The organism is Nocardia sp. MH4, from assembly GCF_019266065.1.
GTDB classification, from domain to species: domain Bacteria; phylum Actinomycetota; class Actinomycetes; order Mycobacteriales; family Mycobacteriaceae; genus Nocardia; species Nocardia canadensis.
On the sequence record NZ_LPNR01000045.1, the window covers coordinates 1 to 22,503 of the forward strand.

The 22,503-nt window shown below is 71.5% G+C and carries 19 protein-coding genes; 6 read left to right on the forward strand and 13 right to left on the reverse strand.

Annotated features, from left to right (window positions below; all coding sequences use genetic code 11):
- The 6 genes from ATM97_RS02470 to ATM97_RS02495 all read right to left on the reverse strand — a co-directional run.
- Positions 1 to 3,249, reverse strand: a 3,249-nt coding sequence (locus ATM97_RS02470; protein WP_218716281.1) for a type I polyketide synthase, incomplete at its 3' end; no start/stop codon positions are given.
- A 34-nt stretch (positions 3,250 to 3,283) separates the two neighbouring features.
- Positions 3,284 to 3,889 (reverse strand): SGNH/GDSL hydrolase family protein, encoded by a 606-nt coding sequence (locus ATM97_RS02475; RefSeq protein ID WP_218716282.1) that lies wholly within the window; start codon positions 3,887 to 3,889, stop codon positions 3,284 to 3,286.
- A gap of 73 nt (positions 3,890 to 3,962) precedes the next feature.
- Complete coding sequence (locus ATM97_RS02480; protein ID WP_218716283.1) at positions 3,963 to 5,213, reverse strand: NAD(P)/FAD-dependent oxidoreductase; 1,251 nt, start codon at positions 5,211 to 5,213, stop codon at positions 3,963 to 3,965.
- 142 nt (positions 5,214 to 5,355) lie between these two features.
- The gene (locus tag ATM97_RS02485) at positions 5,356 to 7,017 is read right to left on the reverse strand and encodes an AMP-dependent synthetase/ligase (RefSeq protein WP_218716298.1); all 1,662 of its coding nucleotides are present in this window, start codon (positions 7,015 to 7,017) and stop codon (positions 5,356 to 5,358) included.
- Between the two features lie 96 nt (positions 7,018 to 7,113).
- Positions 7,114 to 8,037, reverse strand: coding sequence for a LysR family transcriptional regulator (locus ATM97_RS02490; protein WP_218716284.1), 924 nt, complete (start codon positions 8,035 to 8,037; stop codon positions 7,114 to 7,116).
- A 220-nt stretch (positions 8,038 to 8,257) separates the two neighbouring features.
- Complete coding sequence (locus tag ATM97_RS02495; protein WP_218716285.1) at positions 8,258 to 8,929, reverse strand: O-methyltransferase; 672 nt, start codon at positions 8,927 to 8,929, stop codon at positions 8,258 to 8,260.
- A 253-nt stretch (positions 8,930 to 9,182) separates the two neighbouring features.
- Between ATM97_RS02495 and ATM97_RS02500 the strand changes: the two genes are divergently transcribed.
- On the forward strand, positions 9,183 to 10,490 hold the full coding sequence (locus ATM97_RS02500) for a lipase family protein (protein ID WP_218716286.1): 1,308 nt from the start codon (positions 9,183 to 9,185) through the stop codon (positions 10,488 to 10,490).
- Positions 10,491 to 10,545: 55 nt separating this feature from the next.
- Here the strand turns inward: ATM97_RS02500 and ATM97_RS02505 are convergent, their stop codons facing one another.
- The 3 genes from ATM97_RS02505 to ATM97_RS02515 are packed head-to-tail and all read right to left on the reverse strand — an operon-like array spanning position 10,546 to position 12,918.
- Positions 10,546 to 12,267, reverse strand: a complete 1,722-nt coding sequence (locus tag ATM97_RS02505; RefSeq protein ID WP_218716287.1) for an urease subunit alpha — start codon at positions 12,265 to 12,267, stop codon at positions 10,546 to 10,548.
- Between the two features lie 27 nt (positions 12,268 to 12,294).
- Entirely contained in the window at positions 12,295 to 12,606 is a 312-nt protein-coding gene (locus ATM97_RS02510) for an urease subunit beta (RefSeq protein ID WP_218716288.1), read from the reverse strand.
- 9 nt (positions 12,607 to 12,615) lie between these two features.
- Positions 12,616 to 12,918, reverse strand: a complete 303-nt coding sequence (locus tag ATM97_RS02515; protein ID WP_218716289.1) for an urease subunit gamma — start codon at positions 12,916 to 12,918, stop codon at positions 12,616 to 12,618.
- 306 nt (positions 12,919 to 13,224) lie between these two features.
- Between ATM97_RS02515 and ATM97_RS02520 the strand changes: the two genes are divergently transcribed.
- Complete coding sequence (locus ATM97_RS02520; RefSeq protein WP_255586777.1) at positions 13,225 to 13,818, forward strand: 3'-5' exonuclease; 594 nt, start codon at positions 13,225 to 13,227, stop codon at positions 13,816 to 13,818.
- On the opposite strand, the gene ATM97_RS02525 is transcribed toward ATM97_RS02520, so the two are convergent.
- Positions 13,798 to 14,181, reverse strand: coding sequence for a PaaI family thioesterase (locus ATM97_RS02525; RefSeq protein ID WP_255586785.1), 384 nt, complete (start codon positions 14,179 to 14,181; stop codon positions 13,798 to 13,800). The two genes, ATM97_RS02520 and ATM97_RS02525, sit on opposite strands and share 21 nt — an antisense overlap.
- Positions 14,182 to 14,400: 219 nt before the next feature.
- Complete coding sequence (locus tag ATM97_RS02530; RefSeq protein WP_218716291.1) at positions 14,401 to 14,871, reverse strand: TetR/AcrR family transcriptional regulator; 471 nt, start codon at positions 14,869 to 14,871, stop codon at positions 14,401 to 14,403.
- A gap of 48 nt (positions 14,872 to 14,919) precedes the next feature.
- Between ATM97_RS02530 and ATM97_RS02535 the strand changes: the two genes are divergently transcribed.
- Both ATM97_RS02535 and ATM97_RS02540 read left to right on the forward strand, forming a co-directional pair.
- Entirely contained in the window at positions 14,920 to 15,261 is a 342-nt protein-coding gene (locus tag ATM97_RS02535; protein ID WP_218716292.1) for a hypothetical protein, read from the forward strand.
- 159 nt (positions 15,262 to 15,420) lie between these two features.
- Positions 15,421 to 15,933, forward strand: a complete 513-nt coding sequence (locus tag ATM97_RS02540; protein ID WP_308248348.1) for a L,D-transpeptidase — start codon at positions 15,421 to 15,423, stop codon at positions 15,931 to 15,933.
- Between the two features lie 46 nt (positions 15,934 to 15,979).
- Here ATM97_RS02540 and ATM97_RS02545 read toward each other — a convergent pair whose 3' ends face one another.
- Positions 15,980 to 16,870: a MerR family transcriptional regulator gene (locus ATM97_RS02545; RefSeq protein ID WP_218716294.1), complete on the reverse strand. Its 891-nt coding sequence runs from the start codon at positions 16,868 to 16,870 to the stop codon at positions 15,980 to 15,982.
- Positions 16,871 to 16,936: 66 nt separating this feature from the next.
- On the opposite strand from ATM97_RS02545, the gene ATM97_RS02550 reads away from it, so the two are divergent.
- Complete coding sequence (locus ATM97_RS02550) at positions 16,937 to 17,545, forward strand: maleylpyruvate isomerase family mycothiol-dependent enzyme (RefSeq protein WP_218716295.1); 609 nt, start codon at positions 16,937 to 16,939, stop codon at positions 17,543 to 17,545.
- A 251-nt stretch (positions 17,546 to 17,796) separates the two neighbouring features.
- Here the strand turns inward: ATM97_RS02550 and ATM97_RS02555 are convergent, their stop codons facing one another.
- Positions 17,797 to 19,365, reverse strand: coding sequence for an MFS transporter (locus tag ATM97_RS02555; protein WP_218716296.1), 1,569 nt, complete (start codon positions 19,363 to 19,365; stop codon positions 17,797 to 17,799).
- A gap of 129 nt (positions 19,366 to 19,494) precedes the next feature.
- Between ATM97_RS02555 and ATM97_RS02560 the strand changes: the two genes are divergently transcribed.
- A partial coding sequence (locus ATM97_RS02560) for a BTAD domain-containing putative transcriptional regulator (RefSeq protein WP_218716297.1) occupies positions 19,495 to 22,503 on the forward strand: 3,009 nt, incomplete at its 3' end.

Consider the following 22,503-nt stretch of genomic DNA (forward strand, 5'->3'; position numbering starts at 1 on the left):
CGCGGGAGCCTGGGCGGCGATCGCGGGTACGGCGGGCGCGGCGGTGATCGCCCGCGGCGCGGGCCGGGCGGCGGCGACGGTGCGGGTCCCCGAGATCGGCGCACCGCCCTCGAGCTCGGCCAGCTGGGCGAGCACATCACTGGCCCGCGAGTGGCTTTCGCTGATCGCGATGCCGTGGTCCTTCACCGCTTCGATGGCGCGCAGGGTGTTCTCGTCGAGCGTGCCGTTGCTCAGCGCGCCCGCCAGGCCGCGGGCCAGGTCGAGCTGTCCGTCCAGGTACTGCCGGTGCGTATCGAGGTGCTGCACCAGGGCGGTGTCGAGCGAGTCGGTCGTCCGGTACTCGGACGGGCCGGGGGCGGGGATGGTCACGAGCTGTTCCTCCACGATCGGTGGCACCACAGGCTGGTGCGGGGATGCGGGCACCTCGATGTGCACGCGGTAGCCGTCGGACAGGGCCGCGGCGTAGGCGTCCCGGCGGCTGTCGGGCACGTATTCCGGGGCCGACAGGGTCACGGTCATCCGGTTGCCCGCGGGGGCGGGCCGCGCGTCGTCGCCGGCGGCGTAGCGGTTGATGCCGGCGATCTCGACGCCGAGGACGGCCAGGCGCACCGCGGCGCGCTTGAGGGCGACGTCGCCGTTGCCGATGGGACCGGTGTCGGTGGCGAAGGCGATCACGTCGTCGCCGAGGGTGCGGCGCACCAGCGAGGTGAGGACCTGCTTGGGACCGCATTCGACGAAGACGGTGCATCCGTCGGCGTGCATGGCGCGCAGCGCGTCGACGAACTCGACCGGCTGGCTGAGCTGGGCGGTGAGCGTCGCCCGGTTGGCGGCCACGTCGGCACCGTAGGACGCGCCCGCGGTGTCGGCGTAGACCGGCGCGTCCGGCTCGGTGATGTCGACCTCGGCCACGGCGGCACCGAATTCGGTGACAGCGTGCGCGACGTAGGGCGTGTGGAAGGCCGCCGCCACCGGCAGATCCCGGGTGGCCCAGCCCTTCTCGGCACTGCGCGCGGTGAAGGCGGCGATGCCCGCTCCGCCGCCGCCGACCACGATCTGATCGGGGGCGTTGTGGTTGCAGATCCACACGTCGTCGAGCTCGGCCAGGACTGCGGCGACGTCCTCGCGCGGTGCGTTGACGGCCACCATCGTGCCCGCCTCGGCGTCGTCGGCGACGGTCATCGCCTCGCCGCGGGCCCGGGCCAGGGCGAAGAAGTCCGCGGTGCTCAGCGCGCCCGAGGCCCACAGCGCGGTCAGTTCGCCGAAGCTGTGGCCGAGGTACCCGTGGGCACGCAGACCGAACTCGGTCAGCACCCGGAACTGGCCCGCGGCGAGCGCGCCGATCGCCGGCTGCGCGAACGCGGTACGGCGCAGGGCGGATTCCTGGTCCGCCCGGTCCTGTTCGGTGAACGCGGGCGGCGGGAAGACCACCGCGCCCATCCGCTGCGCGGCACCGGCGAACGCGGCGTTGGCAGCGTCGAAGGCCGCGCCGACGGGCGGGTTGTTGAGCGCGGTGTCCAGGCCCATGTCCACGTACTGGCTGCCCTGGCCTGCGAACAGCACGCCGACCTTCGGGGCGGGCAGCGCCGCGGCGCGGAAGTAGACGCCCTCGGGGTGGTCCCAGTGCGCCGCTTCGGGATTGCGCACCATCTCGTCGACGGCCAGCGCGCGCAGATCGGCGGCGGTGTCGGCGTCGACGGAGACGAAACCGATCCGGGCGTGGTCGGCGGGAATGTCGCCGCCGTCGGTGCCCGGAGTGCTGCGCACCACGTCGATCAGGCCGGCCACGTCCGGCGCGTGCCACAGGTGCGCGCGGGGGACGCGGTGCAGCACCGGGCCGCGCTCGCCGTCGGCCTCCTCGAGCACGAGGTGGAAGTTGGTGCCGCCGAAGCCCATCGCCGAGGCGGCGGCCCGACGCACCGGGCGCTGCGGGTCGCGCACCCACGGCCGGGTCCTGGTGTTGACGTAGAACGGGGTCCGGGTGGCGTCGACCTCGTTGTTGGGCGCGTCGACGTTGATCGTCGAGGGCAGGATCTTCTGGTGCAGGGCGAGGGCCAGCTTCATCACGCCCGCGGTGCCCGCGGCGCCCTTGGTGTGCCCGATCTGCGACTTCACACTGCCCAGCGCGGCGAACCCGGTCTCCGAACTCGCGTCGGCGAGCAGGCCTTTCAGCGCGGTCAGCTCGGTCTTGTCGCCGACAGCGGTACCGGTGGCGTGCGCCTCGATCAGCTCCACATCGGCGGGCGAGCATTCGGCGTCGGCGTAGGCGCGCTCCAGCGCCACCCGCTGGCCGGCGGCGACCGGGGCGTAGATGCTCTTGGCGCGACCGTCGCTGGAGGACCCGAGACCGCGGATCACCGCGTAGATCCGGTTGCCGTCGCGGCGGGCGTCGGCGAGCCTGCGCAGCGCCAGCATGGTGATGCCCTCGCCGAGCAGGGTGCCGTCGGCCTCGGCGGAGAACGGGCTGATCCGGCCGGTCGGCGACAACGCGCCGACCTTGCTGAAGCACAGATAGATGAAGATCGAGTTCTCGGTGTCGACGCCACCGGTGATCATCATGTCGGCGCGACCGTCCTGCAGTTCGGCGATCGCGGTGCGGATCGCGGCCAGCGAGGCCGCGCACGCCGCGTCGACGGTGCAGTTGATGCCGCCGAGGCCGAGCCGGTTGGCGACCCGGCCCGCCACCACATTGGCGAGCAGGCCCGGAAAGGAGTTCTCCTCCCACGGCGCGAACGCGGCCACGAACCGGCGCGAGATCTCCGCGACGTCGCTGTCGGACAGGCCGACCGAGCGGGCCGCCTCCTCGAGCACCGGGGTCGACAGGCGCGCGGCCAGCGGGTGCATCAGCGGCACCGGGCCGGTGGTGCCCAGCACCACGCCGGTGCGGGCCGGGTCGTACCACGACGAACCGGTCGCGCCCGCGTCGAGCAGCAGATCCCGCGCGACCCCCAGGCTCAGGGTCTGCATGGTGCTGGTGACCTCGAGCTGGTTCGGCGGCATGCCGAACTCCAGCGGGTCGAACTCGACGTCGGGCAGGAAAGCGCCACGACGCGAATAGGTCTTGTCCGGCGCCGAGCGGTCGGCGTCGTAGTAGTCGTCCAGGCTCCAGCGCGACGCGGGCACCTCGGAGGTGCAGTCGACGCCGTCGATGATGTTCTGCCAGTACTCGCGGTGGGTGTGTGCCTTGGGCAGCAGACCCGACATCCCGACGATGGCGATCGGGTCGCGGGCCAGACGTCGTTCGTCCGTCACGTAATTTCCTCTCGAAAACGGGCAGTCGCGAAACTCAAGCGGCGACAGTGGTGGCGGTGGTCGACGAGATCAGTTCGGCCGCGGTGGCGGCGAAGAGGCGGTGACCCGCCGGACTGGGGTGCAGACCGTCGGCGGTCCACACCTCCGGCCGGGCCCAGTCGGGGTGCGCCGCGATGTCGAGCAGCAGGGTGCCCGTGTCGGCGGTGACACGGGCCAGCACCTCGTTGGCGACGGCGAAACGCTCACGCAGCAGGGCGCGGAAGCCGTCGGGGACGGGCAGCCGGGCGGGGATGTCGGGGTAGGTCGCCGTGAACACGGTGGCCCTGCCCGCCCGCAGGGTGGTGAAGATGGTGTGCAGATTGTCGGCGAACCGGTCCTCGTCGTAGGCGCTGACCAGGTCGTTCACACCGACGACCACACCGTAGAGGCCGGCCCGGGCGCTCGTCGCCGCCGCGAGCTGACCCGCGACGACATCACCGGTGGTGGCGCCGTGGGTGCCGAAGTTGCGAATCGTGGCGGGGCGCAGGCCGAGCTGGCCGCCCAGCCGCGACACCCAGCCCCGGTAGCCGCCCGCCGCGGCCGGGTCGCCCCGGCCTTCCACGAAGCTGTCGCCGAGCGCCGTCAGGCCGGCCGCGATCACGCCGCCACCTCCCGCAGCAGCGACGGGTGCCCTGCCTGGTGCCGCCGCGCTATCACCGCCGGGCGCTGACCGTTCATGCCGAGACTCCGGTGTTGACCACGTGCCGGTCGGCGACGGGGAAGTTCACCTCTTCGTAGAGCGCGGCCAGCTCCTGCTCGCCGAAGAACTTGTCCGGCGGGTACAGCCCGGCGATCAGACCGAAGAACTTCTTCGAGTAGTGCGGGCTCAGGCTCGCGGCGCGGAACACCGAGTCGTAGTACGGCGTCAGAGTGAGGTCGGAGATCGACTGGGTCAGCTCGTAGGTGCTGGCGCTCTGGGCGTCGCGCTCGCGCTGGTACTCCGGCATGGTCTCTTCGAACGGCCGCGCGCCCGAGAGGCTTTCGTGCACCAGGTCGGCCAGCAGCTGGCTGTACTTGAAGGCATCGGTGATGCCCCAGCCGGTGAACGGATCCTTGTGGTAGCCGGCGTCGCCGACCAGGGCCCAGCCGGGGCCGAAGGACTGGCGACGGTAGTTGTCCGGGTAGAGCATCGGCCGGAACGGCTCGACGCGCTTGCCGGTATCACGCAGGCGCGCACCGATCTCCGGGTCGACCTGGTCGACGATCTCCTGCAGGCCCGCGTCGGGATCGGTGCGGAAGTCGCGGAAGCGGTCGCGCTTGCGCATCACCGCGACCAGGGCCAGGCCGTCGTTGGTCGGCCAGGACGCGAACTGCTGCTCGCCGAAGCCGGTGCGGTGGTGCATGCCCCAGTCGACGCCCTCGTAGTAGGAGTAGTAGACGAAGCAGGCGGCGGGCGAGCCCTCGTAGGTGGCCGCGCCGACCTCCTTGGCGACGATCGAGTTCGCGCCGTCGGCACCGACGACCAGCCTGGCCCGGAACTCCTGCTCGGGGCCCTCGCCGACGCGGCCGCGGATACCGGCGACCCGGTCGCCGTCGCGCAGCAGGCCGGTGACGGTGAAGCCCTCGATCAGCTCGGCGCCGGACTCCCCCGCCGCGTCGACCAGGATCTTGTCGAGCACGGTGCGGCGCGGGCAGTACACGGCGTCGATGCCGTCGGCCGACGGATCGGCCATGCCCGGGATCTCGATGTCGGTGTAGGTGAAGTTGAGGTGGCGGATCGGCGGGCAGCCGGTGGCCACGACGGTGTCGAGCAGACCCCAGGACTTCAGAAAGCCGAGGCCGGCCTGGTGGATGTAGTGCGTGGACGGGGTGTCGCTGGGAAAGGTCGCGCGATCCACGGCGAGCACCCGGTAGCCCTGACGGGCCAACAGCATGGCCAGGGGCGAGCCCGCGACCCGGGTTCCGACGACGATGACGTCATACATGATGTGATCACTTTCGGTGGTCGAATTCCGATTTCGAGTCTGTCGCCGATGAATTGCGGAAACCACTGCGGGCCACCGCTATTCATCGGCCGATCGGTCCCGGCTATCGTCGGCGGGACGGCTGGGGGAATTTCGCGCCGCGTTACCCGCGCGACATGTACAGCTGATCTATTTCCGCGGAATAGGCGTCGGCGATCGCGGCCCTGCGCAATTTCAGCGACGAGGTGAGCAACCCGGCCTCGACGGTGAAATCGCCGTCGACGACACGGAACGCGCGAATGGATTCCGCGCGCGACACCAGGGAATTGGCGTCGTCGACGGCGGCCTGGATCTCGGTGGCCGGCTCCGCGTCGGGATGGTCGATCTGCCACTTGGCGGCGCGATCGGCGTCGAGGGTGATCAGCGCGGTCACGAACGGGCGCCCGTCACCGACGAGCATGCAGTTGCTCACCAGCGGGTGCAGCCGGACCCGGTCCTCGAGCAGGGTCGGGGCGACGTTCTTGCCCCCGGAGGTCACCAGGATCTCCTTCTTGCGCCCGGTGATTCGCAGGTGGCCGTCGTCGAGCTCGCCGATGTCGCCGGTGTGCAGCCAGCCCTGCTCGTCGACGGGCCGCTGATCGGCCGCCGCGCCCCAGTACCCGGGCGAGACGTGCGGACCGCGCACCAATACCTCGCCGTCGGCGCCGATGCCGACCTCGGTACCGGGAATCGGACGCCCGACCGTGCCGACCCGGTTGGTCTCGGGCGCGCTGACGGTGACCGCGGTGGCCGCCTCGGTGAGGCCGTAGCAGTTCAGGATCACCACGCCGACACCGGCGTAGAAGCCCGCGGTGGTGTCGTCGAGCGACGCGCCGCCGGAGATCACGTAACGCAGCTGCCCGCCGAACGCGGCCGAGACGGCGTCGTTCGTCGCGGTCGGCGCCGCGCCCTCGGCCAGCAGGGCGAGTCCGCGCTCGACCGCCGCCGCCTCCTGCTCCTCGGTGAGCAGGGCCCGGGTGTGCTTGCGGATCTTCTCCAGCGCGTAGGGAACCAGCGCCAGGAAGGTGGGGCGCAGCCGGGCCAGCGCCGGCACCAGGTCCGGGACGCCCGGCAGCAGGTGGGTGCGGCTGCCGCCGTAGAGGCAGGCGAACAGGATGGTCTGGCCGAACACGTGCGACAGCGGCAGGGCCAGCGCGGTGGTGCCGTCGAACAGCGTGCCGGTCTGGCGGGCGGTGTTCGCGGCCGTCACGTACATGTTGCGGTGGCTGATCATGCAGCCCTTGGCCAGGCCGGTGGTGCCGCTGGTGTAGACGATCATCGCCAGATCACCGGCGCCGACCGCGGCGATCCGGGCGTCCAGCTCCGGGTGCTCGCCGTCTCGGCCGGTGGACCACGCGCCGAGTTCGTCGAACGACCACACCTCGCCGTCGGCGCCCGCCGAGGTCAGGCGGACCGCGTCGGCGGCGGTCTCGGCCGCGAAGAAGCGGCTGCCGCTGTCGCGCAGGATGTGCTCGATCTGGGCGGGTGAGGAGGTCGGGTACACCGGCACGATCACCGCGCCGATGGCGACGGCGGCACAGTCGAGCAGTGCCCATTCCAGGCTCGTGCGCCCGAGCACCGCCACGCGATCGCCCGCGGCCACCGCTCGGTCGAGCAGGGCCGAGGCGAGCGCGCGGACACGGGTGTCGAGGTCGCCGGTGGTCAACTGGGTTCCGTCGACGGCACACAGGGAATGGCGCGCGGGGTCACGCCGTGCCGCTTCGGAAACAATCGCATACAGACTGGAGGTATCGGATGGAACGAATCCGTTCGCGGTGACAGACACTGTGTTCACGAATTGAATTCTTCACGGCGGCAACCATTCCCGTCGCCGCCGCCATCGCTGTTCCTACCGCGCGAAAGTCATGTCCTATCGACGGGTTCACGCCGACAATGCCCGGACATCATCTAGCTGTGTCGATTCGATGCATTCCAGGAACAGCGCGACGGCGGGATTGGGCTCGTCGGCACGCCACACCGCGTGCAAATCCAGGGTCGGCACCGGGTCGAACAATTTCACCGCCACCGAACTACTGCCCGCCACTCCCATTCCCATCGAAATCGCCCGCGGTAGCGAGGCGAATCCGACGAGCGGACGGACCGAGACCATGTGCGCGGTCGCGCCGGGGTCGTCGGCCGAATGCGTGACGTTGAGCGAGATCCTGGTCTCGGCGGCCGAGCGCAGGATCGTGTCGTACATCGCGGGACACTGCTCGCGCGCGAACAGCACACAGTCCTGATTCTGTAGTTCGGCGAACGGGACTCCTGGCCGGTCCGCCCACCGATGTCGTCGTCCGACGACAGCCACCAGTGGAACCCGGTGCAGCAGGCGGCGATACCGGAAGTCCGCGGTACTGGGGTGACCGTAGACCAGGGCCAGATCGAGTGAGCCGTCGGCGAGACCGGCCAGCTGGGGCCCGGTCCGCTTCTCCCACAGCGACACCACGATGTCGGGGTGTCGTTCGGTCATCCTGGTCAGTGCCTCCGGCAGCACGTGTCTGCTGGCAGGCAGGTTGTAGCCGATGTTGAGACTGCCCGCGCGACCTTCGGCGGTCGCCTTGGCCGCCTGGGCGGCACGGTCGAGCTGGGCGACGATCTGGCGGGCCTGGAGTTCGAACTCCCGTCCCGCCGGGGTCAGCCGCACCTCATGGGAGTTGCGGGCGACCAGTTGGACGCCGAGCGACTTCTCCAGCTTCTGCAGCTGGGCACTGAGACTTGGTTGGGTCAGATGGAGGCGCTGCGCTGCGCGACCGAAATGCAACTCTTCGGCGATGGTGATGAACGAAACGAGGTGTCGGAATTCCATGACGCCGGGCTCCTTCCGAGTACCACCACGCTATCGAGAGCGGATAACCCGTGATGAATACCGATCGCCCAGAAGTCGCCATGCGCGTTGCCGGTGGGTGAACCCGCCCCGGATTCGGCGTGGCCGCCCCGGCGCGGCGCGCGTGCGGCCGAAACGCACGGCGCGCCACCGGCGCACCGGGGAACCGCCCACTCTACCGCGCGGCCGCCCTGGATGGCGCTCAGGAGACCGGGCCGTTGACCACCGCGTAGGCGAAGCCGTCCCAGCCCTTCGCGCCGACCGTCTGCAGCACCGTCGCGTCCAGGCTCGGCTCCGCGGCGAGCAGGTCGACGAGCTCGCGGCTCGCGCGCACGTTCGGGTCCTCGGAGTGCTCGTCGGCCAATCCGCCCTGGCGCACCACGTTGTCGACGATGATCACCGAGCCGGGCCGGGTCAGCCGTAGCGCCCACTGCACGTAGTTGGCGTTGTTGACCTTGTCGGCGTCGATGAACACCAGGTCGAACGGTTCGGTCGTGTCCTCGGCGACCTCGGGCAGCGTGTCCAGCGCGGCGCCGACCCGGATGTCCACCCTGGCCCCGACTCCGGCCCGGTCCAGGTTCTCCCGGGCGACCTTGGCGTGGCGCGGCTCGAATTCGAGGGTGACCACGGTGCCGCCGTCGCCGACCGCCCTGGCCAGCCATTCGGTGCTGTAGCCGCCGAGCGTGCCGATCTCGAGGATCCGCCGCGCGCCGGTCGACCGGGCGAGCAGGTGCAGGAACTTGCCCTGTGGGGGCGAGACATCGATCGCGGGCAGTCCGGCTTCGGCGTTGGCGGCCAATGCGGGCGCGCCGTCGCCGCCGACCAGCGCGTCCACGATATAGCGATCGACAGCGGCCCAATCGTTGTCCGTCATGGGGCCAGTGTGCCACCGTCGGCGGCCCTCGGCTTGTTCTCGACCGCGCGAGCAGCCGGATGTCCCACTCCCGCAGATGCGCTCGCCGCCCGGCACCGCCGGACGGAACACATCCCCGACCCGGGGTTCCCGGCGTGCAGTAACAGTGTTACCGTTCGGTCGGCCGCTGCGGCGTGACGTGCGTCATGAATCCGCTCCGACGCGGCCGGGGACACAGTCGCGACGGTGCGGCGGTGGCATCGATGGGAGTGGTATGCAGCAAGCACGATCGCTGGCGCGCCGGGCGGCGGTGACCGCACTGGCCTGTCTGGCCGCGGTGGCCGGGTCGGGGGTGGTCGGCACGCAGGTCGCCGCGGAGCCGGTCAGCGCGTTCTACGTGCCGCCCGCGCAGATCCCCCAGGCGCCGGGCGCGATCGTGAAGACCCAGCCGATGACGATCCTCGCGACGCCGCCGACCGCGGCGGGCTGGCCGACCCAGGCTCAGCACGTGATGTACACCAGCCGGTTGCAGGACGGCTCCCCCGTCGCCGTCACCGGTACCTATATCGAGCCGAAGAACCCGTGGCAGGGCGCCGGTCCACGGCCGACCGTGGTCATCGGTCCCGGCACCTCCGGCCAGGGCGACCGGTGCGCGATGTCGGTGGCGTTCTCGACCGGCGTCTCGGTGACCGCCGATCCGCTCGGGCTCTCGGCGAATCAGGAACTGCCGTCCTCGGCGGTGTGGAGCGCGCTCGGCGCGCGGGTGCTGATCACCGACTACATCGGTCTGGGCACCCCCGGCATCCACACCTACGCCAACCGGTTCGAGAGCGGCCACGCGATCCTCGACGGCGCTCGTGCCGCGAACGCGCTCGGCGGGGTCGGCCCCGAGACGCCCCTGGTGCTGTGGGGATACTCCCAGGGCGGCGGTGCCACCGCGGCGGCGGCGGAGATGGCGCCCAGCTACGCGCCGGAGCTGAACCTCAAGGGCACCTGGGCCGGTGGACCGGTCGCCGACCTGTCGGCCATCCTCGAGCGCATCGACGGCGCGCTGATCGGCGGCGCGATCGGGTTCGCCGTCAACGGCATGCTCGCCCGCTACCCCGAACTCGAGCAGGCCGTCGACCGGGTGACCAGCCCGCAGGGCCGCGCCATGCTCGCCACGCTGAGCGACTCGTGCGTCGCCGACCTGATCACCTATCACCCGTTCCTGCGGACGAATTCGCTGACCGTGGACGGGCGTTCGCTCACCGAGCACCTCGCCGAGATCCCCGAGGCCGCGCCCGTACTGGCGGAACTGCGCCTGGGCAGCACCACGCCGACCACCCCGGTGCTGATCACCAGCGGTCGCAACGACGACACCGTCCCTTACGGCCAGGCCCGGCGGCTCGCCGAGGACTGGTGCGGGCAGGGCGCCACGGTCACCTTCCGCACCAACGAACTGCCGCCGATCCTGCCCGGCACGACCATCCCGAACCACTTCGGTCCGGAACTGATCGACGGCTTCGGTCCCGACAACGCGGTGACCTACCTGCTCGACCGGCTTGCGGACAAGCCGGTCGGCGGCTGCTCGTTCGACTGAGCGCCGCACGGCAACGGGGCCCGCAACGGCGCGGGCCCCGTTGTCGTGTCCGGTCTCAGAACAGGAAGTAGCGCTGGGCCATCGGCAGTTCGGTGGCCGGGTCCTCGGCCCACACCTCGCCGTCGACCCGGACGGTGAAGGTGTCGGGGTCCACCTCGATGCGCGGCATGGCGTCGTTGCGCGGCATGTCGGCCTTGGTGACCCGGCGGACGTTCTTGACCGGCACCAGCTTCCGGCGCACGGCCAGCCGGTTCGCGAGACCGTCGTCGATGGCCTGCTCGGAGACGAAGTGCAGCGAGGTGGCCGCGGCGGCGGGCGCCGCGGCGCCGAACATCGGCCGCGGTAGCACCGGCTGCGGGGTCGGGATGGAGGCGTTGGCGTCACCCATCGCGGCCCAGGCGATCATGCCGCCCTTGAGCACCGCGTGCGGGCGGACACCGAAGAAGGCGGGCTCCCACAGCACCAGATCGGCCAGTTTGCCGACCTCCACCGAGCCGATCTCGTCGTCGAGGCCGTGCGAGACCGCCGGGCAGATGGTGTATTTCGCGATGTAGCGCTGCACGCGGGCGTTGTCGGCCGCGCCGTCGCCGGGCAGGGCGCCACGGCGGCGCTTCATCACGTGCGCGGTCTGCCAGGTGCGCATCACCACCTCGCCGATGCGGCCCATGGCCTGCGAGTCCGAGCCGATCATCGAGATGGCGCCCAGGTCGTGCAGCAGGTCCTCGGCGGCGATGGTGGACGGGCGGATCCGCGATTCGGCGAAGGCCAGATCCTCGGGGATCGACGGGCTCAGGTGGTGACACACCATGAGCATGTCGAGGTGCTCGTCGAGGGTGTTGACCGTGTGCGGCCGGGTGGGGTTGGTGGAACTGGGCAGCACGTTCGGATGCGAGGCGACGGTGATGATGTCGGGCGCGTGCCCGCCGCCCGCGCCCTCGGTGTGATAGGCGTGGATGCCGCGGCCGGCGATGGCGGCCAGGGTGTCCTCGACGAAACCGGCCTCGTTCAACGTGTCCGAGTGCAGCGCCACCTGCACCCCCGCCGCGTCGGCGACGGTGAGGCAGGCATCGATCGCGGCGGGCGTGGAACCCCAGTCCTCGTGCAGCTTGAAACCCGAAGCGCCCCCGCGCAACTGCTCCCACATGGATTCCTGGCTGACCGTGTTGCCCTTGCCGAGCAGCACGATGTTCATCGGCCAGTGGTCCAGCGCTTCCAGCATCCGGGCCAGGTGCCAGGAGCCGGGGGTGACGGTGGTGGCCTTGGAGCCCTCGGCCGGGCCGGTGCCGCCGCCGATGAGCGTGGTGATGCCGCCGCCGAGCGCCTCGTCGAGCAGCTGCGGACAGATGAAGTGCACGTGACAGTCGATGGCGCCCGCGGTGAGGATGCGGCCGTTGCCCGCGATGATCTCCGTCGACGGGCCGACGACCAGGTCCGGGTGCACGCCCGACATGGTGTCGGGGTTGCCCGCCTTGCCGATGCCGCAAATGCGGCCGTCGCGGATGCCGACGTCGGCCTTGATGATGCCCCAGTGGTCGATGATCACCACGCCGGTGATGACGGTGTCGGGGGCGCCGTCGGCGCGGGTTGCCCGGGACTGGCCCATCGACTCGCGCAGCACCTTGCCGCCGCCGAAGACGGCTTCCTCACCGGCGAGTCCCGGTCCGCCGCTGCGGTCCTCGGTGATCTCGATGATCAGGTCGGTGTCGGCGAGACGGATACGGTCGCCGGTGGTCGGCCCGAACAGTTCGGCGTAGCGGGCGCGGCTCAGTTCGGTCATCGGTTCTCTCCCGAAGGGGTCGTGTGGTCACGCATCGAGGCGGCCCGGCGGGTTCGCGCTGATCCCGTACACCTCGCGGGTGCCGCCGATCGGCACCAGCGAGACTTGTTGCGGCAGACCGGGTTCGAAGCGGACGGCGGTGCCGGCGGGGATGTCGAGGCGGTGGCCGTGGGCGGCCGCGCGATCGAAGTCGAGGGCGGCGTTGGCCTGCGGGAAGTGGACGTGGCTGCCGACCTGGACGGGGCGGTCGCCGGTGTTGACGACGTCGAGCGTGCGGCGCGCCGCGCCCGCGTTGAGTTCGATCGTGCCCTCTGCACAGAGGTATTCACCGGGAATCATGGGCGTCGCCTATCCGATCGGGTGGTGCACGGTGACGAGTTTGGTGCCGTCGGGGAAGGTCGCCTCGACCTGCACGTCGTGGATCATCTCCGGGACGCCGTCCATGACGTCGTCCCGGGTGAGCACCGAGCGTCCCGAGGACATCAACTCGGCCACGGTCCGCCCGTCCCGCGCCCCTTCGAGCACGTGATCGGTGATCAGCGCGACCGCCTCGGGGTGGTTGAGCTTGAGCCCCCGCGCCTGCCTGCGGCGGGCGAGTTCGGCCGCGTAGCTCAGCAGCAGCCGTTCCTGCTCGTGCGGCGACAGGCGCATCGGGTCTCCTCACGGATCGTGGACAGGTGTCCGACATTCTGACACGCCCGACGCACCCTCGCCCGCCCACCCGACCCCACGTCGACGTCCTGCGCGGCCTCCCGTGTGCCGACGTGGGCCAGTGGACTTCGCACCGCGCGCCCGCTGTGATCGATTCCTCGCCGCCGCCGGATCGGGCCGCCGGACCGCCGGCTGTGACGTGACGCCTCGGCTCGACAGCGAATCGGCCGGGGCCGAGCTCGGAACTGGCAGCGGGGGCGAAAATCGGTGGCGGGTGGGGTGGCTCGGCGTCTAGCGTCGGCCGACATGAACGATGGGGCGGGGCTGCTCAATGTGGTCGATGTGGAGGCGACCTGCTGGGCGGGGGCGGTGCCGGGCGGGCAGTGCAGCGAGATCATCGAGATCGGGCTCACCGTGGTCGATCTCGGGGCACGGCAGCGGGTGAGCAGGCACGGGATGCTCGTGCGGCCCGCGCGGTCGACGGTGAGTCCGTTCTGCACGGAGCTGACCGGCCTCACCCAGGAGCAGGTCGACGGGGGCGTCACCTTCACCGAGGCCTGCCGGTTGCTGGCGACCGAGTTCGCGTCGGGGTCGCGGCCGTGGGCGAGCTGGGGCGACTACGACCGCAAGCACTTTCTCGCGCAGTGTGCGGCGACGGGGGTGCGGTATCCCTTCCGCGGCCTGCACACCAACGCCAAGCAGGTCTTCGCCGAGAGCTACGGGTTGCGCAAGCGGCCGGGCATGGCGGGGGCGTTGCAGATCGCGGGATTGCCGCTCGAAGGCCGCCACCATCGCGGCGAGGACGACGCGTGGAACATCGGGGCGCTGGTCGTCGACGTGCTGGGCCGCGAGGGGTGGCGGGTCACCACGGTGGGATCGTCAGGCGGCGAGGTTTTGTAGGCGGACCTGCCCGCGCGCGACGGTGCGACCCTCGGCGTCGGTGATCACCACGACCCAGAGCTGCTGGCTGCGGCCGCGGTGGATAGGGGTGGCCTCGCCGGTGAGGACGCCCTCGCGGACCGCCCGCAGGAAGTCGGTGTTGTTGTTGACGCCGACGACCGAGCCGCGCTCGCCGAACCAGACGCCGGCGCCCACGCTGGCCAGGGTCTCGATGACGGTGCAGTAGACGCCGCCGTTCTGGATGCCCGCGGGCTGGTGCAGCTGCGGGCGCACTTCCCATTCGCCGCGCACCCGGTCGGGGCTGACCTCCGTGTAGCGCAACCCGATCAGGTCGGTGAAGGTGCCTTCGCTGGCCTTGGTCATCAGCTCCGGGGTGATCTCGGCCAGAGACAGGGTGTTGTCGGTCATACGTTCCGGTCTACACCATCGGATTCGACGGCCGACACCCCGGGAGACGAAGCGGCGGACCCCGTCACTGGGACGGAGCCCGCCGCGGCAGGAATGAGGGGGTCGACCGCAGCCCTCGGGACCACCGGCTCATCCATACGCCGAGATGAGCATAGGTCAGGCTTACCTAAGTGGTCAACCTTCGCCTCGATCTGTCTCACGTGTCTCATCATCATCTAGGCGAGATACCGGTAGACCGTCGGACCCGGCCCGGCGACGAGCCGGTTCGCGGCCAGCATCGTGGCGCGGAACCGCTCGACGATCGAGCCCGGTGCGAAGAGACCCCCGTCGTTCACGTTGAGCCGCAACAGATACCGGTATTCGAGGAATAACGTCGAGCAGTCCTTCCAGGACGCGCCGCCGGGCCGTGCGCGGATCGTGGGCGGCCTCGGCGACCGCCGCCGCCATGGCGGCGAGCAGTGGCTCGGCGAGCCCGGCGAGGATGTCGTATTTGCTCGGAAAGTGGTAGAACACAACGGCTTTGGAGATACCCAGCCGATCGGCGATCGCCCGGACCGTGGTGCGGTGGTATCCGTGCGCGCCGAACAGCTCCAGGGCGACCGCCAGGATGCGCGCGCGGGTGCCCGGCGCCTGCTCGCCCGTCATCGGGACACCCTAGCCCCTCGGCCGACCGGCGGTCAGGATCTGCCCGCGATGACCGACCGCCGGGCGGTTCCCATCGAGGAGAGTCCCCATGACGACCATGCCTCCACGACCTGCCTGGCCTCGAGGCCGTACGGCGGTCGGGGGCGCGACGGCTGTCTGGGGCGCGTCGACCGGTCGGCGCACTCGCCGGCGTCGACGGCGAGTCGGGCCGCGTTCGCCCGCGACGAGCGGGGCTCGCGCGCCACCGTGCGGTCACGCCGGCGGTCGGTCGACGCGCTGGTCCCGGCGTCGAACACCATCCTCCGGCCGCGCCATCAGCGCACCCGGCCGATGGTGGTGCCGCCGTCGGCCGCCCGGGCGTTCCGGCCGGAGAGCGCGCGGACCGCGTGACGGCACGCCGCAGACGGCCGCGTGGGCTTGCTCAACACGATCGCAATACTCCATGATCACACCTACCTCTATGTTTTCCGAGGCTTGTGTCGATGTTGAAAGCTCATGTTCTGGGCGCACGACGGCCAGGGGTGGGCGCGGCGAGAGAGGCAAGATTTCGTGAGTAGTAGTCGTATCCCCCGCTGGGCCGCGCAAGCGGCCATGTGCGCGGCCGTCGCCGGGGCCGCGGTCGCGGCGCCGGTGCAGGCCGAGCCGCTGTGGCCCGGCGGTCCCGATGTGCCCGGCGTTCCGGCGATCATTCCCGCGCCGCCCCCGGAGCCGGTGGTCGCGCCGTGCAGCGAGAAGGCGCGCGCCTGCCTGCAGCTGTCCACCAACAACGCCTGGCTGATGGACAACGGCAAGGTGACCTACGGGCCGACCCCGATGTCGCACGGCCGTCCGGGCTACGAGACCCCGCCCGGCGTCTTCAAGGTGGCGTTCAAGAAGCCGTTCCATTGGAGCACCCTGCACAACGCGCCGATGGAGTACGCGGTGTTCTTCAACGGCGACATCGCCTATCACATCGGGCCCACCGAGGAGCAGTCCCACGGCTGCATCCGGCTGACGCCCGAAGGCGCCAAGGCGCACTACGAATGGCTGGAACCGGGCGACATCGTCGAAGTGGTGCCCTGAGTCGTCGCGAACCGAAGGGGAGGCCGGAGCATCGGCCTCCCCTTTCTCATGCCACCGACACGGTCAGCGCGTCGAAGAGCCAGAGGTGGGCGGCGCCGGAGGTCACCGCGCCGCCGGTGAGGGTCGCGGTGAGCTGCCAGTAGCGGCGGACGTCGTCGGTCTCGGTGGTGTCGGCCAGCAGCCGGCGCCGGAAGGCCGGACTGTCGGTCAGGCCGCGGGCACCGGCGTGGATGTCGACGTAGTGGTCGAGTTCGGCGCCGGGCGCGGGCGCGCGGCCCGCGGCGACGGCGGGCGCGGCGGTCAGGCACGCGTCGGCGACGTCGAGGAGCAGGCGGCGTTCGTCGCGCACACCCGGCGTGCGGCGATGGCGGATCGTGTCGGCCATCGCCGTCGACAGCGCTGGACTCGTCGCCAGAGCGACCAGTTCCGCGTACGCGAGCAGGTGCTCGGGCCGGGCGTCGGGGGCGGGTTCGGGGACGTTCATGTCCAGGAAGTCCTCGATCACCGGGCGCGGGAGCGGCGCCAGCTGACGACGCCAGAAGGTACCCAGTGCGATCCGGGCCGCCGACGGGTCCGCCACGGCGGCAAGCAGATCCAGCGTCGCCGGGGTCGAGTGCGCGACGGCGGCGAGTAGCGAGCGACGGCGACTCAGCGCCTCGAATGCGGCATCGGCCGCGGCGCGTTCGGCGGCGATCACCTCCGCGATCGATCGCTCACCCGACAGGACCGCGGCGATGGCGGCGAGCCCGATACCGAACGCGCGCAACCGGCGCAGCAGCCGCAGGCGCTCGACCGCGGCCGGTTCGAACACCCGATGCCCGGCCGCGGTGCGGCGCACCTCGAGCAGGCCCTCGTCGCAGTAGAACCGGATCGTGCGGACCGCGACGCCGGTCCGGGTCGCGAGTTCACCGATCGTCATCGGTGTGCTGTCGGTCACAGTCACTGGCACCTCCACCTCGGTGGAGTTCCTACGGTACCGACGACACCCAGCGAAGGAGACCTCATGACCACCCGCACACCCCGCACCGACGACGCGATCTGGACGGCGGTCGCCGTGGAACGCGCCGGCCTCGCCGATCTGCTGGCCGACCTGCCCGAATCCGCGTGGGACACCGCCTCGCTGTGCGACGGGTGGCGGATCCGGGACGTGGTGGCGCACCTGGTGCTGGCGACCCGGGTGACGATCGGCTCGCTCGTGGTGAACGTGATCCGCGCGCGCGGCGACCTCGACCGGCTCATCCACGACACCGCCGTCCGGCTCGCCGACCGCAGCTCGACCGCCGAGCTGCTCGACGCGCTGCGCGTCACCGTCGACTCCCGCGCGACCCCGATCGGAACGACACCGATCGACCGGCTGATGGATCTGCTGGTGCACGGCCAGGACATCGCGGTCCCGCTCGGCATCGACCAGGTGATGCCGACGGCGGCGGCGCAGTGGTCGCTGGAGCGGGTGTGGACGATGGGCACACCGTTCCGCGCTCGCACCCGACTGGCCGGATACGCCCTGACCGCCACGGACACCGGATGGCACGCAGGCACCGGGACCCCGATCACGGGAACCGCCGCCGAGCTGCTGATGATCGTCACCGGCCGGACCGCACCGGATCACTGAGCATTCCGAGACCGAGACCGAGACCTCGGTCGGTCGGTCCGGTGCCACACCGACCGGCACCTCGGCACCAAGCCTGGACTGTCACCATGTCGGCCGACCAGTCGGTCAGGTCGACCACCTGCGTCGCGTCGCCGCGCACGACACCCACGATCCGCGGTGCCGAACTGTTCGGCATCGCGGATCGTGGTGGGTCGGTGCCACGGTGGGTCGGTGGCCCGGCAGGCGGGTCGGCTCGACCGGCGGCGATCCCGCTACGCCGACACCGCTGCCCGGTCGCCATCGACCGCATCAGCCTCCACCCCAGCCGAATCCGGCACCGTGGTGGCACCGGCCGGAATGCGGCGCAGCAGCGTGACGGCCAGGACCGCACCCGCGGCGGAGAGCACGGCGGCAGTCCACGCGGCGGCGTTGAGACCGGCGGTGAACGCCTCGCGCGCGGCGGCCACCATCGCCGCGGCGAGGTCGGCGGGCAGGGACTCGGCCGTCGTGAGTGCTCCGGGCAGGGTGTCCGCGGCTTCGCCGGCCGACTCCGACATCCCGGCGCGGTACACCGCGGCACCGACGCTGCCGAGCAGCGCGACCCCCAGTGCCACACCCAGGTCGCTGGCGGTGCTGTTGACCGCCGAGGCCGCACCGGCCTTCTCCGCCGGGGCCGCGCCGATGACCAGGCCGGGGATCAACGCCATGGCCGGGGCGATGCCCGGGTACAGGACGTAGAAGCCGACGATGAGCAGCGGCAGACCCGCGACACTCTCGACCTGGGTGAGCACCAGGTACCCGACCGTCGACACCGCCAGACCCGCGGCGATCAGGGAGGCGGGCCGGACGCGACGGGCGATTGCCGGGGTGACGGTGGAGACGATCACCAGGCCGATCGCGGCGGGCAGGATCCAGAGCCCGGCGCGCAGCGGCGACTGGGCCGCGACCAACTGCAGGTACTGCGTGAACAGCAGGTACACCCCGCCCAGGGCGATGGCGGCCAGGAGGTAGACGCCCAGCGAGCCGCTGAAGGTCCGGTCGGCGAACAGGCGCACGTCGAGCAGCGGGTCGGCCAGGCGCAGCTGTCTGCGCACGAACACCACCGCGAACAGCACACCGGCCAGCAGGGTGAGCAGCGACTCGGCGGTGGGGCCCGCCTCGGCGAACTTCTTCACGCCGTAGACGAACGGCAGCAGCGCGGCCAGCGAGAGCGCGACGCTGACCGGATCGAGCCTGCCCGCCTCCGGTGCCCGGTACTCGGGCACCAGCACCGGCACCGCCACCACCACCACCAGCATCACCGGCACGCCGATCAGCATGGACGCGCCCCACCACAGCGAGGCCAGCATCACGCCGCCGACCAGCGGGCCGAGCGCGACCCCGGCCGACACCGACGCCGCCCACAGGCCGATCGCGGTGGCGCGCCCGCGATCGTCGCGGAACATCGTGGTGATCAGCGACAAGGTGGCGGGCATGACGGCGGCCGCGCCCAGACCCATCAGCGCCCGTGCCGCGATGAGCAGTTCGGGCCCGGGAGCGAAGGCCGCCACCACCGAGGCGGCGCCGAACACGGCGGCACCGGCCAGCAGCAGCCTGCGGCGACCGAGCCGGTCACCCAGCGTGCCCATGGTGACGAGGAACCCGGCCATCACGAATCCGTAGATGTCGTTGATCCACAGCAGCTGACCGCTGCTCGGTGCCAGGTCGGCGGCGATATAGGGGGTGGCGAGGAACAGGACGGTCATGGTGAGGAACAGCAGCACCGTCGGCAGGAGCAGGACCGCCAGTCCCAGCCATTGGCGAGCGCCTGCCCGTTCGGGGATTTCGGTGAACCCGGACATCAGGAGGATTCCCTTCGAGGAGGATGCGAACGAGACCCACCGTGACGAGCGGTCCTTCGGGAACTCTTCGGATCGACTCCGGATCGCCTCGAGGCCACGGCGCCCGCGCCGCCGTTTAGGGTGGGTGACATGCGTTTCGGGGTGCTCGGGCCGGTGGCGGTGTGGACCGACGACGGGCGACCGGTCCGGGTGCCCGAACTCAAGGTGCGGGTCCTGCTGGCGGCGCTGCTGGTGGAACCGGGCCGGATCGTGCCCGCCGACCGGCTCGTCGAGGACCTGTGGGGTACGGCGGGACTGCCCGCCAATCCGGCGGGATCGTTGCAGACCCGCGCCTCCCAGCTGCGACGGGTCCTCGGCGATGCCGAGACCGGTGGCCGCGAACTGCTGGTCTCGCGCTCCCCCGGCTATCTGCTCGACGTCGCCGACGGCGCGGTGGACGCGCAGGTGTTCCAGGAACTGGTGCGGCGGGCGCGCGCCGCGACCGACGACACCACTCGCGCGGGCCTGCTCGCCGAGGCGCTGGCGCTGTGGCGGGGGCCCGGGCTGGCCGACCTCGCCGACCACGATTTCGCCCGGATTCCGGTGGTGCGCCTCGAGGAACAGCGCCTGACCGCGACCGAGGACTACGCGCAGACCAGGATCGCGCTCGGCGCGCACGAGCAGGTGGCCGACGACCTGGGCGCCCTCACCGAGGAACATCCGCTGCGGGAACGGTTGCGCGCCGCGCACATGCTCGCGCTGTATCGGTCGGGCCGCCACGGCGAGGCCCTGGACTCGTATCGACGACTTCGCGAGCACCTCGCCGAGGAACTCGGCCTCGATCCGAGTCCCGAGCTCGTCGCACTGCATCGTGCTGTGCTGGAACAGGATCCGGCGCTCGGCGCGCCGCCCCGGACCGCGCGGGCGACCCCGGTCACGCCCCGGCCCACGCTACCGGTGCCGGTCACCACCCTGGTCGGACGCGAGGACGACCTCGCCCGGATCGACGCGCTGTTGCACGCGGAACGACTCGTGACGCTCACCGGCCCCGGCGGCGTTGGCAAGACCAGGCTGGCGCTGGCCGTCGGCGCCGGCCATCCGGCGCGCGACGGTGTGCTGTTCGTCGAGCTGGCCGGGTTGTGTCTCGGCGCCGAACCGGACAGTGCGCTGACCGCCCTCACCGAGGTGGTGGCCGCGGCGTTCGATGTGCGCGACGACTCCGCGGGCACGAGCCCGTTCCCGGTGCCCGACAGCGGAACCCCGCTGTCGCGACTCGCCGACGCGGTGCGCGCCAAGCAGGCGCTGCTGGTGCTGGACAACGGCGAGCACGTCGCCGACGCGGCCGCCGCGCTGGTCTCGCGGCTGCTCGCCGCCGCACCCCACCTGCGGGTGCTGGTCACCAGTCAGGTGCCGCTCACCATCGCGGGCGAGCAGCTGTGGCCGGTCGCGCCGCTGGCGGTTCCCACCGCCGACGGCACCGCGGCCGAGGTCGAGAAATCACCTGCCGTCAGGCTTTTCGTCGATCGCGCGCGCTCGGTCTCGCCCGGTTTCACCGTCACCGACGACAATGCCGCCGCGGTCGCGACCATCGTCGGTCATCTCGACGGGGTTCCGCTGGCGCTGGAACTTGCGGCGACCCGGGTCCGGGGTCTGGGCGTGCACACGCTGGCCGAGCGGATCGAGGACCGGTTCACGCTGCTCTCGGCCGGGTACCGGGATGCCCCCGATCGGCAGCGCACGTTACGCGCGGTGATCGACTGGAGCTGGGAGTTACTCGACGAACCCGAACGCGCGGTGCTGCGCAGGCTCGCGGCCCATGCCGACGGCGCCACGCTCGAGTCGGCCGAATCCGTGTGCGCGGGAGGCGATGTCGACCGGATGGCGGTCGCGGAGCTGCTCGCCCGACTGGTCGATCGCTCACTGATCATCGCGCCCGCCGCCGACGCCAGCCCTCGCTACCGGCTGTTGAAGTCGGTCGCCGCCTACGGTGTGGACCGCTTGCGCGCCAGCGGCGAGGAAGCCGAGACCCGGCTTCGTCATCTCGCCTACTATCGCGCGCTGGCCGAACGCGCCGACGAGCATTTGCGCACCGGTGACCAGCGGCGGTGGCTGGCCCGGCTCGACGCCGAATCGGCCGACCTGCGCCGCGCGCTCGAGACCGCCCGTGCCACGGGTAGGTCCGAAGACGCGCTCGGTCTGGTCGACGCGCTCGCCTGGTACTGGGTGATGCGGGGACGGCTCGCCGAAGGCATCCGATCGATCGGCGTCGCCTTGGCGGTGCCGGGTGAAACCGGTACCGCCGCACGGCGTATCGCGCTGCTGTGGCGCGGCGCGCTCGAACTGGGCCGGGGCCGGACCGCCGACGCTCTGCCCGCTCCGGGCGAACGGCCCGCTCCCGCGGAACTGCGCGCCCGCTGGTATCTCGCCCACGTCCACACCGGGTTCGCCGCCCGCCACGATCTGGACAGCGCCGCCGAGCTGCGCACGGCCTTCGCCGACGCGGGCCAGGATTGGGGTGTCGCGGCGGCCTCGGCATCGCTGGCCAGGGACGCGTTCGCGCGCGGCGACCTGGCCGCCATGCGCGCGCACGCCGAGTGCAGCCGGGACCTGTTCACGCGGGTCGGCGATCGCTGGGGACAGGGCATCGCCGGGTTCCTGCTCGGCAACCACGCCGAGGTCGTCGGCGATCTCGACACCGCGCGCGCCGAGCACCGGGCCGCGCTGACGACCGCCGAGGAGCTCGGGCTGTGGACGGAGGTGGGCGAGCGGCTCACCTCGCTGGGCCGGATCGCGCTGTTGCGGGGCGACCTCGAGCACAGCGCCGCATTGCACGAACGGGCCCGCCGGATCGCCGTCGACCAGGGTCATCTGGTCGGCGAGGAATCCGCGGAGCTCGGTCTCGGCCTGGTCGCGCGGCGCCGCGGCGATCTCCCCGCCGCCCGCGCGCACCTCGGCGCCTGGCTGGACTGGCACCTGCGCGCAGGCTCCCAGTTCGGCGCCGCGCTGATCCTCGCCGAGCTGGGTTTCACGGCCGAACTCGCGGGCGAGGCCGCCGAGGCCGAACAACTGCACCGCCGCGGCCTGGACGCGGCGCTGCGCACCGGCGATCCGCGCGCCCACGCCCTCGCCCTCGAGGGTCTGGCCGGTGCGCGCTCGCTG